This window comes from Kitasatospora sp. SolWspMP-SS2h (assembly GCF_003259315.1).
Lineage (GTDB): Bacteria > Actinomycetota > Actinomycetes > Streptomycetales > Streptomycetaceae > Kitasatospora > Kitasatospora fiedleri.
In genome coordinates, this window is the sequence record NZ_QLLT01000001.1 from 229,587 (window position 1) to 242,525 (window position 12,939).

A 12,939-nucleotide genomic window follows, 5' to 3' on the forward strand; every position below is an offset into this window, starting at 1 on the left:
GTTCCGGGCGGCCCCTCCGCTCTGCGCGCTGCGCCGCGGCGGTGCAGCGTCAGTGTCGGCGTCAGCGGTCCCAGCGGTAGAACTCGTGCGCCATGGCGTCCTTGGGGCTGCGCCAGGTCGCCGGGTCGTAGGCGTCGACGTAGACCGCGAGGCGTTCGCTGACGTCGCGGAACTCGGGGTGCTGGGTGTACCTGGCGACCTCCGGCCCGGCGGGGCGCTCGGACTCGATGAGGTGCAGGTAGACGTCGCCGAACTGGAACAGGCTGCGGCCGCGGACGCCGATCAGGCCGGGCAGGTCGCCGCGGTCGGAGTCGGCGAAGACGCCGGCGATGTGGTCGGCGGTGCCGGGCTTCATCCGGGCGACGATCAGGGTGCGGTGCAGGTCGGTGGTCAGGTCGCTCATCGGGCCGCTCCGGCGCGGTGCTCGACCTTGGCGCGGATCAGCTCCATCTGGACCTTGGAGTTCTGGTTGATCCGGTCGGTCATGCCGAGGTCGTCGACGGGCGCGGTGGGCTTCATCGCGAAGTCCTGGATCCAGCGCATGCCGGTGCCCCGCGGCAGCTCCTCGTACTCCCAGCGGATCTCCATGAACTCGAACGGGCCGGGCTCGACCCGGCGGGCCCGGACGGTGAGCTTGTCGCGGTCGGCCTCGCGCTCGGAGACCCAGCTCCACACCTGGCCGTTCTCGTCGGGGTGCATGGTGAGGCGGAAGCGCACCAGCTGGTCCTGCCGGTCGAGGATCTCGACGGAGGCGTACTCGCTGAACAGCTCCGGCCAGTTCTCCAGGTCGTTGGTCATGTCCCAGACCAGGTCGATCGGGGCGTCGATGACGATCGTGTTGTCGGTGTGTCCGGGCATCTCAGGCACCAGCCTTCACGGTGGAGTTGACGGTGTGCAGGAATTCGGCGACGGGGCGGCCGAGCAGGTCGGCGGAGTCGATGGAGACGCCGTAGCGGTTCTCCACGTCGGCGAGGACGCCGAGCACGCCGAGCGAGTCGACACCGAGGTCGAGGAACATGCAGCCGGGGTCGGCGAGTTCGTCGACGGTGACCGACACGCCGGCCCGGGTCTTGATCAGGGTGGCGAGTTCCTCGTAGGTGATCTCGGAGGCCATGTCGTGCTCCTTGCGGTCGGAACGGTCAGTCGGAACGTTCAGGGGTGGCGCAGCACCAGGGCGGTGTTGGAGCCCATCAGGCCGCGGCTGAGCACCAGGGCGGTGCGCAGCTCGGCGGCGCGCGGGTGGCCGATGACCAGGTCGAGGCCGTACGGACAGTCCGCGGTGTGCGGGGTGGGCGGGACCAGGCCGTGTTCGAGGGCGAGCACGGCGGCGGCGACGTCCAGGGCGGAGGCTCCGCTGTGGGCGCGGCCGAGTCCGGCCTTGGGGGCGGTGACGGGGACGCGCCCGGCGTGCTCGCCGAGCGCGTCGGCCAGGGCGAGCGCCTCGGCCCGGTCGGCTTCGGGGACGCCGAGGGCGTCGGCGAAGACCACGTCGACCTCGTCCGGAGCGCAGCGCGCCTGGGCGAGGGCGCCGCGGATCGCGTGGGCGAGTCCTTCGCGGCTCTCGCTCCAGCGGGCGGCGCCGGTGAAGGTCGCGGTTTGGCCGACGATCCGGGCGCGCGGGCGGGTGCCGCGGCGGCGGGCGGTGTGCTCGTCCTCGACGACGAACATCGCGCCGCCCTCGGCGGGGACGAACCCGGCCGCGTCGGAGCCGAACGGGCGGTAGGCGCGTTCGGGGTCCTCGACGGTGGACAGCCCGGGGTAGCCGAGCTGGCAGACCATCGAGTACGGGGCGACGGGTGCTTCGGTGGCGCCGGCCAGCACCGCGTCGGTGCCGCGGGCGACGGCCCGGGCGGCGTGGGCGAGGGCGTCCAGGCCGCCGGCCTCGTCGGAGGCGACCACGCCGCAGGGGCCCTTGAAGCCGCCGCGGATGGAGATCTGGCCGGTGGAGGCGGCGTAGAACCAGGCGATCGACTGGTAGGGGCCGACGTGGTGGGGCCCCTCGGCCCACAGGTGCTGCAGTTCGCGCTGGCCGAACTCGCCGCCCCCAGAGCCGGCCGCGGTGACCACGGCGACGCCGAACGGGTCGTCGGGGTGGTCGGCGAGGTCGGCGTCGGCCGTGGCGAGTTCGGCGGCGGCCATCGCGAAGTGGGTGAAGCGGTCGGTCTGCACCAGGTAGCGGGCCTCGACGTACTCCTCGGCGTCGAAGCCGTGCACCAGGCCGGCCACCTTGAGCGGCAGGTGCGCGCAGCCCTCCCGGTCGATCGGGGCGAGTGCGGAGCGGCCCTCGACCAGGGCCTTCCAGTAGTCGTCGGCGCCGATCCCGTTCGGCGCGACCACGCCGACGCCGGTAATCACCGCGCTTCGTTCGCTCATGCGGCCGCCTCCACCTTGCTCAGCACCACCGCGGACTGGAAGCCGCCGAAGCCGCTGCCCACCGACAGCACGTGGCGCAGCGGCAGTTCGCGGGCGGTGCGGGGGACGTAGTCGAGGTCGCACTCGGGGTCGGGCTCGGTGTAGTTGGCGGTGGGCGGGACGACGCCGTGGTACAGGGCGAGGGTGCAGGCGACGAGTTCGATGGCGCCGATCGCGCCGAGCGAGTGCCCGACCATCGACTTGATGGAGCTCATCGGGGTGCGCCGGGCGTGCTCGCCGAGCGAGCGCTTGACGGCGGCGGTCTCGTGCCGGTCGTTCTGCTTGGTGCCGGAGCCGTGCGCGTTGACGTAGTCGACGGCCTCGCCGGGGACCCCGGCGTGCGCCAGGGCCCGGTCGATGGCCCGGGACATCTCCAGGCCGTCCTGGGTGAGCCCGGTCATGTGGTAGGCGTTGCCGAAGGTGGCGAAGCCGCCGAGTTCGGCGTAGATCCGGGCGCCGCGCCGCCTGGCGTGCTCCCACTCCTCCAGCACCAGGACGGCGCCGCCCTCGCCGAGCACGAAGCCGTCGCGGCCGGCGTCGAACGGGCGGGAGGCGTGCTCGGGGTCCTCGTTGCGGGCCGAGGTGGCCTTGATCGCGTCGAAGCAGGCGACGGTGATCGGGGAGATCGGCGAGTCGCAGGCCCCGGTGACGATCACGTCGGCGCGGCCCTCCTCGATGGCGAGGGCGGCGTAGCCGACGGCGTCCAGGCCGGAGGTGCAGCCGGTGGAGACGGTCTGCACCGGGCCGTGCGCGCCGATCCGCTCGGCGACGGCGGAGGCCAGGGTGGACGGGGAGAAGGCCCGCTCCAGGTGCGGGGCGGCGGGGGCGTGGTCGACGCCCCAGTGCTCGCCGCGCTCGCTGACCAGCACGTAGTCGCGTTCCAGCCGGGTGGTGCCGCCGACGGCGGTGCCGAGCGAGACGCCGATCCGCCAGGGGTCCTCGCGTTCCGGGTCGAGCCCGGCGTCGGCGACCGCCTCGGCGGCGGCGACCAGCGCGAACTGGACGTACCTGTCGTTGCGGGCGACCTGGTCCGGCGTCAGGCCGTGGGCGGCGGGGTCGAAGTCGCACTCGGCGGCGATCCGGGAGCGGAAGCCCTCCGGGTCGAACAGGGTGATGCCGCGGGTGGCGGTGCGGCCCTCGGTGAGCAGCGACCAGAACCGGGGGACGCCGATGCCGCCGGGGGCGACCACGCCGATCCCGGTCACCGCGACCCGGCGGCTCACGAGGCGGCCTCCGCCGGTTCGGGCGGGCCCGCCTCGGCTGCGTCCTCCTCGGTGTCGACGTGCCCGAGCTCGGGGCGCGGGGCGAGCGGTCCGAGGTGGAAGACCATCCGGGCCTGGGTGCTGCCGACGTTGCGGAAGCGGTGCCGCATACCGATCGGGATCATCAGCCCCTGGTCGGGCCGCAGCCGCTGGGTGACGTCGTCCAGGTCGACCTCCAGCTCGCCGGAGATCACGAACACGAACTCCTCGGAGTACGGGTGGTAGTGCTCGCCGATCCGGTCCCCCGGTTCGACGATCGCCACCCCCATGAATCCGCTGGTCGCGCCGACCGCCGGCGGGGTGAGCATGGCCCGCAGGTCGCCGCCGCGCTTGCGGTTGGGGGGCGCGTCGTCGACGTGGACGACTCGTGGCGTCTCGGTGGTCACGGTGCTGGTTCCTCTCGTGCGGGATGTGCGGGATGTGCGGGGTGTACGGGGTGTTACGGGGCGGGCGAGGCCCTGCCGGGTCAGTCCTCGGCCGAGGTGCGGTCGGTGACCGGGGTCATCGCGCACTCGGCGAGCAGGTGGCGCAGGCCCTCGCGGGTGTGCTCGACCGGCTCGGTGAGCTTGCCGAGGACGGCGGCGGCCAGCGGGCCGGCCAGGCCGAGGGCGGCGGCCGGGTCGTCGGCGGGGTCGACGAGCAGGTCGACCAGCCGGACCACCAGGTCCTCGTGCCGGTGGACGGTGGCGCGCACCAGCGGGCTGCCGGGGTCGGCGGCGGCGTGCTCGTCCTGCTCGGACAGCAGCTCGACGAGGGCCGCGCCGGCGCCGGGGCGGACGGGGTAGCGGTAGGCGTGCCGCTGCACCGGGCCGCTCTTCAGGCCGGCGTGGTGGTGGATGACGGGCAGCGCGGCGCGCTGGAAGAAGTCGCGGGCGGACAGCGGGTCGTCCAGGTCGCGCTTCTCCTCCAGGTACGGGTTGAGCGCCTCCTCGACGGCCCGCACCTCGGGCTGCCGGGCGACGTGCCGCAGCGCGGTGGGAAGGTCGCCGGCCACCTCGACGCAGCGGACGACCCGGTTGCCGTGCATGAACAGCGAGGTGCGCAGCAGGCGGGTGGTGTCGTCGACCCGGGCCTGCGGGGAGCGGTAGCCGGCCAGCAGTTCGGCGGCCTCCGCCTCGGTGCCGGGCTTGACGGTGAAGCTGAGCGCGTGCCGGACCACGCCGTCCGGGCCGGGCCGCGGCACGCCGGGGACGCCGGGGTGGTGCTCGCCGGGGCGCAGCGGCGGGGCGGGAGTGTCGATGGCGGTGACGCCGTGGGTCTCGCGCAGCACGGTGTAGCGCAGCGAGCGGGTGTCGCTGACGCAGCCGTGCATGGGCTTGACCATCTCGCGGTGGGCGGGGCTGTCGACCCAGGCGAGGAACGGCTCGGCGCTCTCCCACTCGCTGGTGATCAGCCACCGGGACGGGTCGTCGATGGACTGGCAGAGCTGGTCGCTGACGTGTCCGGGGACGGACGAGACCTGGTAGCGCAGCAGTTCGTAGGCGTCCAGGAAGCGGTCCTGGGCGCCGTCGTGGACGTCCAGCATCAGGACGACGCGGAGCCGGCCCGGGGTGGGCCGGCCGGTGGTGGTCTCCTCGGCTGCGGAGAGCAGGGTCATGGCGGCGGATCCTGTCGTCGGTTCGTGGTTCGTCCGCGCTTCCTCCGCGGTCTGCCCGCGAAGGGCCCTTCGCCGGTTTCCCGGACGGGCCTCGGGCGGCCGGGCCGGTCGGCGGAGCGGGCGGCGGTTCGTCCTCGATCGTCAGGGCGGGACGGACGGCCGCGCGAGACTTCACGGCCATCCGGGCGACGCACCCTGCGTGGCCGCCCGCGGCGGGGGATGGATGTCGGGTCTGGCGCTTCCAGCGCCCCGCACGGATGGAGCAGAGCTGATGAACACACAGATGGCCGACCGGGTCCCGGTCCTGATCACGGGCGGTTCGCTGGTCGGACTGTCCGCCTCGCTCTTCCTCGGTCGGCTCGGTGTGCCGCACCTGCTGGTGGAGCGGCACGCCGAGACCTCCCGGCACCCCCGGGGGCGCGGCAACAACCTGCGCACCATGGAGCTGTTCCGGGGCGCCGGGGTGGAGGACGACGTCCGGGCCGCCGCGTCGGTGCTGGCCGGCAACCACGGCATCCTGCAGGCCGAGACGCTCTCCGGCGGGGAGCAGGAGTGGCTGTTCCGGGAGATCGACCCGGGCGGGGGCCTGGCCAGGTTCAGCCCGTCCTCGTGGTGCCTGTGCAGCCAGAACGACCTCGAACCGGTGCTGCTGCGGCACGCCGCCGAGCGCGGCGACGTCCGCTTCAACACCGAGCTGCTCTCGTTCGCGCAGGACGCCGACGGGGTGACGGCCCGGCTGCGGGACCGGGCCACCGGCGAGGAGCGCGAGGTGCGGGCCGACTACCTGGTCGCGGCGGACGGGCCGCGCAGCCCCGTGCGGGAGCAGCTGGGGATCGGGCAGTCCGGGCGCGGCGACCTGTTCCACAACGTCTCGGTGACCTTCCGGGCCAAGCGGCTGGCCGAGGTGGTGGGCGACCGCCTGTTCATCGCCTGCTACCTGACCGACCCGGCCGGCGCGGGCGCGCTGCTGCCCGTCGACAACCGCGAGGAGTGGGTCTTCCACCTGCCCTGGCACCCGGAGCGCGGCGAGGCCGTCGAGGACTTCACCGACGCCAGGTGCGCGGCGCACATCCGGGCCGCGGCCGGGGTGCCCGACCTGGACGTGGAGATCACCGGCCGGGCGCCCTGGCACGCCGCCGAGCGGGTCGCCGACCGGTACCGCGCCGGGCGGGTCTTCCTGTGCGGCGACTCCGCCCACGAGATGCCGCCGACCGGGGCGTTCGGCTCCAACACCGGCATCCAGGACGCCCACAACCTGGCCTGGAAGCTGGCCGCGGTGCTCGACGGCTGGGGCGGGCCGCGCCTGCTGGAGTCGTACGGGGCGGAGCGGCGGCCGGTCGCCGTGCAGACCGCGGCCCGGGCGGCGGCCCGGTCGGTGGAGCACCAGCACCCCGGTTTCGACGCGGCGCCGGCGGGCGGGCCGCGCACCAACGTGCTGGCGGTGGCGCTCGGCTACCGCTACACCGAGGGCGCGCTGGTCGGCGTGGACGCCACCGCCGGGGTGATCCCGGAGCGCTTCGCCGCGACCGGCGAGGTCGGCACCCGGGCCCCGCACCTGTGGCTGCGTGACGCGGACGGCGTCCGGCTGTCCACGCTCGACCTGTTCGGGCGCGAGCCGGTGCTGCTGGCGCCCGTGGCGGGCGGCGCGGGGTGGCCGGAGGCGGCGCGGGCGGTCTCCGAGCAGACCGGGGTGCCGATCCGCTGCCTGCTGGTCGGCGAGGGCGGGGACCTGGTGCCCGAGCCCGTCCCCGACCTCCCGGCCGGTCCCCGTCCGGCCGGGCCGAGCGGCTGGCCCGCGGTCTACGGGCTGCGCGAGGGCGGCGCCGTCCTGGTCCGCCCCGACGGCTTCGTCGGCTGGCGGGCCGGCAGCTCGGTCGGCGACCCGGTGGCCGCCCTGCGGGTCGCCGCGCGCGGCGTGGCGGGGCTGTAGCACCGGGAGCGCCGGGAGCACGGGGAACGGCGGGCGCGAACGGCCGGGGTCCACCGGCCGGGAGCGTTCCGCCGTTCCCCGTTCCCACCGTCCCGTTGACCCGCCGTCCCACCTGTCCTACCGGTTCGACCGCGGGTCCGTCGCTCACCCGGCCTTCTGGCGGGGCTTGCGGCCGAAGGGCTCGATCGCGGCGAGCAGGGCGAGCAGGACGAAGGCGAGGACCACCGCGATGCTGAGCTGGAAGGCGGTGGGGTAATCGGCGGGGGTGTGCAGGTGGGCGAAGAAGGTGGCGCCGACGGTGGCGATGCCCGCGGCGGAGCCGATCCGCTGGGCGGTCTGCAGGACGCCGCCCGCGGAGCCGGCCCGGGCGACCGGTACCTCGTTGAGGGTGAGTGCCTGGTTCGGGGAGACCACCAGGCCGCTGCCGAGGCCGGCCAGCAGGAGCGGGAGGGCGGTGGCCCAGCCGACCTCGGGGCCGTCGAAGAGGTGCACGGCGAGGGCGGCGAGGGCGAGGCCGACGGTGACGGTGGCCAGGCCGACGGCGATCAGGCGGCGGCCGTGGCGGGTGACCAGGCGTCCGCCGATGGTGGAGGCGACCGCGGAGGCCAGGGCGAAGGGGGTGATGGCGAGGCCCGCCTGCAGGGCGCTGTAGTGGCGGCCGGACTGCAGGTAGAGGGTGAAGACGAAGAAGACCGCGGTGAACCCGGCGAAGTAGAGCAGCGAGACCAGCGCGCCGTAGGTGAAGGAGCGGGTGCGGAACAGCTCGGGGTGGACGAGCGGTTCGCGGTGCCGGGCGTAGCGGCGCTCCCAGCCCGCGAAGGCGGCCAGGACCAGGGCGGCGGCGGCCAGCAGCAGCCACTTGCCGGTGCCGTGCCACTGGGACTGGACTAGCGGGAGCAGCAGCAGGACGGTGCCGGCGCCCAGCAGCAGCACGCCGACCGGGTCGAAGTCGCGGCGGGCGCAGGTGTCGGGGGTGGGCGCGGGCAGCAGCCGGCGGGCCAGCGGGAGGGCCACCAGGCCGATCGGGAGGTTGACGTAGAAGACCCAGCGCCAGCCCTCGGCGGTACCGAACACCGCGATCAGCAGGCCGCCGAGCAGCGGGCCGACGGCGGTGGAGAAGCCGATGGTGGTGCCGAGCATGCCGAACGCGCGGGCCCGTTCGCCGCCGCGGAAGAGCTGCTGGATGAAGCCGGAGACCTGGGGGACGAGCAGTCCGCCCGCCATGCCCTGGAGCAGCCGGGCCACCACCAGCCAGGTCTCGTTCTGGGCGGCACCGGCCAGGGCGCTGGTGGCGGTGAACAGGCCCAGTCCGGTCAGGAAGACCGGGCGGCGGCCGATCGCGTCGCCGAGCCGTCCGGCCGGGACCAGCACGAGTCCGAAGGCCAGCGAGTAGCCGGAGAGCACCCACTGGAGCCCGGCCTCGGACAGGTGCAGTCCGCTGCGCACGGACGGCAGGGCGACGTTGACGATCGACACGTCGAGCAGGGTCATGAACCCGGCGACCAGGCACACCGCGAGGGCCCGCCAGCGGCGCACCTCGGGGGCCGGTGCGGTGGCTGTCGTGGGCTGGGTCATCCGGGTTCCCTTCCGTCCGGCGTCCAGTCTCGGAGGCGAGGACGGCGGCGGGCGGGCGGCGCGCCGGGGAGGGGGGCCGGTCGGCTGACGGCGGGTCAGGGGGCGGGCGGCTGGTCCAGCGCGATCAGGCGGGCGTCGGCGGCGGCGGTCGGGGTGGCACCGAGGTCGGTGAGGGTGGTGATCACCACGGAGTCGGTGCCGGGCAGCCAGTTGCTGGTCTTGGACTGGACGGTGACGGTCTGGGTCTGCGGGGTACCGTCGCAGACCACCTGGGTCGGTGCGGTGCGGGTGGAGCCGAAGGCGATGGTGGCGGGGTCCTCGGGGTCGGTCTGCTCGACGGAGGTGTTCAGCGAGCGGGGCTGGTCGGTCGGCGCGCAGGTGTAGGCGAGGGCGACCCGGACCCGGCTGGGGATCTTCGGGTCGATGGCGGCGCCGGTGATCGTGACGGTGGTCGCGGCGGCGGTCGCCGCGGGCGGGTCGGCGGGCGTGCCGGTGGGGGTGTCGTCGGCGGCGGCCGGGGTGGCGGCGGCGAGGGCGAGCAGGCCGGCGGCGGCGAGGAGGCGGACGGGCACGGGGGGCCTTTCGGTCGGCGGCGGGGACTGCCTCCGACTGTCCGTCAGTCCCGCCGCCCGGGCGAGCGGTCCTCGTCCGGGTGGGTGGCCGTCACCCGGGCGGGCGGCCACTCGTCCGGACGAGTGACCGTCGTACGGGCGGCGGGCGGGTCAGCCGGCCCGGTACGGGAGTTCGATCTCCGCCCAGACCACCTTGCCGTGCCGGGTGGGGCGGCTGCCCCAGCGGTGCGCGAGTTCGCTGACCAGGTGGATGCCGCGGCCGCCCTCGTCCTCCTCGGCGGAGGTGCGCAGCCGGGGCGGCTGGCCGCCGGCGTCGGAGACCTCCAGGGTGAGGGTGCGGTCGCGGAAGATCCGCAGGCGGCGCGGGGCGTCGGCGTGCAGCAGGGCGTTGGTGACGAGTTCGCTGACCACGAGTTCGGCGTAGTCGGTGAGCCCGGACAGGCCCCAGGCGTCCAGGGTGGCGCGGGTGAAGCGGCGGGCGCGGGCGGGCAGCGGGCCCTCGCTGGGCAGCAGCAGGGTGGCGATCCGGTCGGCGGGGACGGGCAGCACGCGGGCCATGATCATCGCGATGTCGTCCTCGGTGCCGTCGGTGACCAGGGCGGACAGCGCGGCGTCGCAGCTCTCCTCCAGGGTGCGGCCGGGGGCGGCGAGGGTGCGGGCGAGCAGGTCGATGCCCTCGTCGAGGTCGCGGCCGCGGCGTTCGACCAGGCCGTCGGTGTAGAGCGCGAAGGTGGCGCCGGGCGGCAGGGTGAACTCGATCGACTCGAAGGCGCCGCCGCCGACGCCGAGCGGGACGCCCGGCGGCAGGTCGATGACCCGGGCGGTGCCGTCGGGGTCGACCCGGACGGGCGGCAGGTGGCCGGCCGAGCAGATCACCACGCTGCGGTCGACCGGGTCGTAGACGGCGCACACGCAGGTGGCGAACTGGCCCTCGCCGATCGCGGAGGCGGTCTCGTCGAGTCGGCCGAGGACCTGCTCGGGCGGCAGGTCGAGGGTGGCCAGGGTGCGGGCGACGGTGCGCAGCTGGCCCATCGTGGCGGCGGCCCGGATGCCGTGGCCCATCACGTCGCCGACCACCAGGGCGACCCGCCCGCAGGACAGCGGGACGACGTCGAACCAGTCGCCGCCGACCTCGCTGACCACGCTGGAGGGCAGGTAGCGGTGGGCAATCTCCAGGCCGAGGGTGCGGTGGATCTCCTGCGGCAGCAGGCTGCGCTGCAGGGTGAGGGCGGTCTCGCGCTCGCGCCGGTAGAGCCGGGCGTTGTCGATGGCCAGGGCGGTGCGGGCGACCAGTTCCTCGGCGAGCGAGACGTCGGCGGCGCCGAACGGCTCGGGGTTGCGGGTGCGGACGAACTCGGCGCCGCCGAGCACCATGCCGCGGGCGATCAGCGGCACCAGCAGGTACGAGTGGACGCCGGCCGCGATGCCGGGGGCGACCCGCTCGGGGTCGGGGACCAGGCCGCGCAGCACCTCCTCGTCGACGTGCGGCTTGAGCAGCGGGCGTCCGCTGCGCAGGCACTGGGTGTAGACCCGGGTCGGACCGTACTCGGTGGTGCCCCCGACGGCGTCCGCGGCGCCGGTCAGCCCGGAGCCGTACGCCTCGCCGACCGCGACGGCGCGGACCTGGATGGCCCGCCCGGGCTGGATCGGGGCGGGCTCCTCGCCGCGCAGCACGGGCTCCAGCAGGTCGACGGTGGCGAAGTCGGCGAACTTCGGGATGATCGCCTCGACCATCTCCTCCGCGGTGCGTTTGAGGTCGAGGGTGGTGCCGATCCGGGCGCCGGCCGAGGCGAGCAGGGTCAGCCGCTCCTGGGCGCGGGAGGCGCGGGCCTCGGCCCGGAAGCGCTCGGTGACGTCGATGATCGAGGAGGAGACGCCGAGCACCTTGCCGGTGGAGTCCTCCAGCCGGAAGTAGGACGCCGACCAGGCCCGGTCGCGGCGCGGGTCGCCGGGGACCCGGCCGTACGAGCGGGCGTCGACCACCGGTTTGCCGGTGGCGATCACCTGCCGCATCACGTTCTCGATCTCGGCGGCGTTGATGCCGGGCAGCACGGCGGAGATCCGGCGGCCGAGGTGCTGCTCGGCGCTGAGGCCGTTGATCCGGGCCAGCGCCGCGTTCAGCCGGACGAAGCGCAGGTCGGTGTCGTAGACGGCCAGGCCGATCGGGGACTGGTCGAAGAAGCCGTCCAGGATCGCCAGGTCGGACTCGACCTCGTGCAGGGCGTGCGTGTCGGAGGCGGTGGCCAGCAGCAGGGTGCTGCCGTCGGGGCCGGCCACCGGATAGGTGTGGAACTCCAGCTCGACGGTGGAGCCGTCGCGGCGGCGCACCGGGTGGGTTCCGGACCAGCCGCGCCCGGCGACCAGCCGCTCGAACAGCCGCTCGGCGGCGGCCCGCTCCTGCTCGGGCAGCAGCAGCTGGACCGGGTGCGCGCCGATCGCCTGGTCGGCGGGCCAGCCGGTGAGCGCCTCGGCCTCCTGGCTCCAGTGCAGGATCCGGCCGTCCTCCTGGACCAGCGCGGTGGCCAGCGGGACCAGACGGTGCCCGGCCAGGCGCGCGGAAGCGGCACCCGCCGCGTCGCGGCCGGGCTTCTGTTCGAACCCGTGCGTGCTCAGTTGGCCACCTGCCCGGTACCTTCCCCGGTTCTGCCGATCGTTCCGGCTTCCACCAGACTGCACGGCCCGCAGCACGCTGGCGACTGGTGGTCGTGCGGGCGGTCGGACCGAAGATGCGAGTGTGCTGGATACGGACCGGTTCGGGCAAGAGTGCTACTCCCAACTGCCGGTCCGCGGTGCGGCGTCGGGCGGGCGGACCGGGACGGCGGCCCGAAACAGCGGCCCGGTCCGGGTCAGCCGGGCCGGGTCAGCCGGCGAGTGCGGCGTCCAGCAGGCGGGACCACTGGCGGACCACGCCGGCCCGGCGCGGGCCGTCGTCGGTGAGCAGGTTGGCCAGGCCCAGGCCGCGGGCCAGGTCGAGGGTGGCCTGGACGGTCTCCCGGACGCCGGCGGCGGACTCGTCCGCGCCCAGGCACTCGACGGCGGCCCGGTGCGCCTCCCGGCCGATGTGGTTCTCCAAGCCGGTGATCCGGCCGCGCAGCGGCTCCTCGGTGGCGGCGGCCACCCACAGGTGCAGCGCGGCGCGGAACAGCGGGCCGGTGTAGAGGCTCACGATCATCTCCACCACCGCCTCGGTGCGGGCCGGGCCGGACGGCGGCAGCTGCTCGACCCGGGCCAGGGCGGCGGCCAGCCGCTCGGCGGCGACGTGCTCGACGGCGGCGGTGAACAGGTCCTCGCGGGTGCGGAAGTGGTGCTGGGCGGCGCCGCGGGTCACCCCGGCCCGCGCGGCGACCACCAGCACCGTGGAGCCGTGCCAGCCGACCTCGGCCAGGCACTCCACCGCCGCCTCCAGCAGCCGTCTGCGGGTGGCGCGGCTGCGGTCCTGCCGGGGCGTGCGGGCGGCGGGTGCGCTGGTCGTCATCGGCGGCTCCTGGTCTGCGCGGGCGGGCTCCGGATGCCGATCCTATGCACCGCCGGTTTCGCGCACCGCCGCTCCCGTGCGCGGTCGTTCCTCCACGTCGCCGCTCCCGTGCGGCG

12 protein-coding genes are annotated in these 12,939 nt (G+C 75.1%); 1 reads left to right on the plus strand and 11 read right to left on the minus strand.

The window, feature by feature from the left end:
* Positions 1–61 precede the first annotated feature (61 nt).
* The 7 genes from K353_RS00950 to K353_RS00980 all read right to left on the minus strand — a co-directional run bounded on the left by K353_RS00950 (position 62) and on the right by K353_RS00980 (position 5,271).
* Positions 62–382, minus strand: coding sequence for a TcmI family type II polyketide cyclase (locus K353_RS00950; protein WP_111551838.1), 321 nt, complete (start codon positions 380–382; stop codon positions 62–64).
* A gap of 17 nt (positions 383–399) precedes the next feature.
* Entirely contained in the window at positions 400–858 is a 459-nt protein-coding gene (locus tag K353_RS00955) for an SRPBCC family protein (protein ID WP_111551607.1), read from the minus strand.
* 1 nt (position 859) lies between these two features.
* Positions 860–1,114 carry an acyl carrier protein gene (locus tag K353_RS00960; protein ID WP_111551608.1) on the minus strand — a complete coding sequence of 85 codons (255 nt, stop codon included), beginning with the start codon at positions 1,112–1,114 and terminating at the stop codon, positions 860–862.
* Positions 1,115–1,152: 38 nt separating this feature from the next.
* Complete coding sequence (locus tag K353_RS00965) at positions 1,153–2,373, minus strand: beta-ketoacyl synthase N-terminal-like domain-containing protein (protein ID WP_111551609.1); 1,221 nt, start codon at positions 2,371–2,373, stop codon at positions 1,153–1,155.
* A complete protein-coding gene (locus K353_RS00970) occupies positions 2,370–3,635 on the minus strand; it encodes a beta-ketoacyl synthase (RefSeq protein WP_111551610.1) in 1,266 nt (421 codons plus the stop codon). The genes K353_RS00965 and K353_RS00970 overlap by 4 nt, the downstream gene beginning before the upstream one ends.
* Positions 3,632–4,060, minus strand: coding sequence for a cupin domain-containing protein (locus K353_RS00975; RefSeq protein WP_111551611.1), 429 nt, complete (start codon positions 4,058–4,060; stop codon positions 3,632–3,634). Before K353_RS00975 ends, K353_RS00970 begins: the two co-directional genes overlap by 4 nt.
* 80 nt (positions 4,061–4,140) lie before the next feature.
* Positions 4,141–5,271: a SchA/CurD-like domain-containing protein gene (locus K353_RS00980; protein ID WP_111551612.1), complete on the minus strand. Its 1,131-nt coding sequence runs from the start codon at positions 5,269–5,271 to the stop codon at positions 4,141–4,143.
* Positions 5,272–5,542: 271 nt separating this feature from the next.
* Here K353_RS00980 and K353_RS00985 point away from each other — a divergent pair, with 271 nt between their 5' ends.
* On the plus strand, positions 5,543–7,201 hold the full coding sequence (locus K353_RS00985; protein WP_111551613.1) for an FAD-dependent monooxygenase: 1,659 nt from the start codon (positions 5,543–5,545) through the stop codon (positions 7,199–7,201).
* 144 nt (positions 7,202–7,345) lie between these two features.
* On the opposite strand, the gene K353_RS00990 is transcribed toward K353_RS00985, so the two are convergent.
* The 4 genes from K353_RS00990 to K353_RS01005 form a co-directional block, all read right to left on the minus strand.
* A complete protein-coding gene (locus K353_RS00990) occupies positions 7,346–8,776 on the minus strand; it encodes an MFS transporter (RefSeq protein ID WP_111551614.1) in 1,431 nt (476 codons plus the stop codon).
* 95 nt (positions 8,777–8,871) lie between these two features.
* Positions 8,872–9,348 (minus strand): hypothetical protein, encoded by a 477-nt coding sequence (locus K353_RS00995; protein ID WP_111551615.1) that lies wholly within the window; start codon positions 9,346–9,348, stop codon positions 8,872–8,874.
* A gap of 150 nt (positions 9,349–9,498) precedes the next feature.
* Entirely contained in the window at positions 9,499–12,024 is a 2,526-nt protein-coding gene (locus K353_RS01000; protein ID WP_111551839.1) for a SpoIIE family protein phosphatase, read from the minus strand.
* 184 nt (positions 12,025–12,208) lie between these two features.
* Positions 12,209–12,823 (minus strand): TetR/AcrR family transcriptional regulator, encoded by a 615-nt coding sequence (locus K353_RS01005; RefSeq protein ID WP_111551616.1) that lies wholly within the window; start codon positions 12,821–12,823, stop codon positions 12,209–12,211.
* Positions 12,824–12,939: the final 116 nt, after the last annotated feature.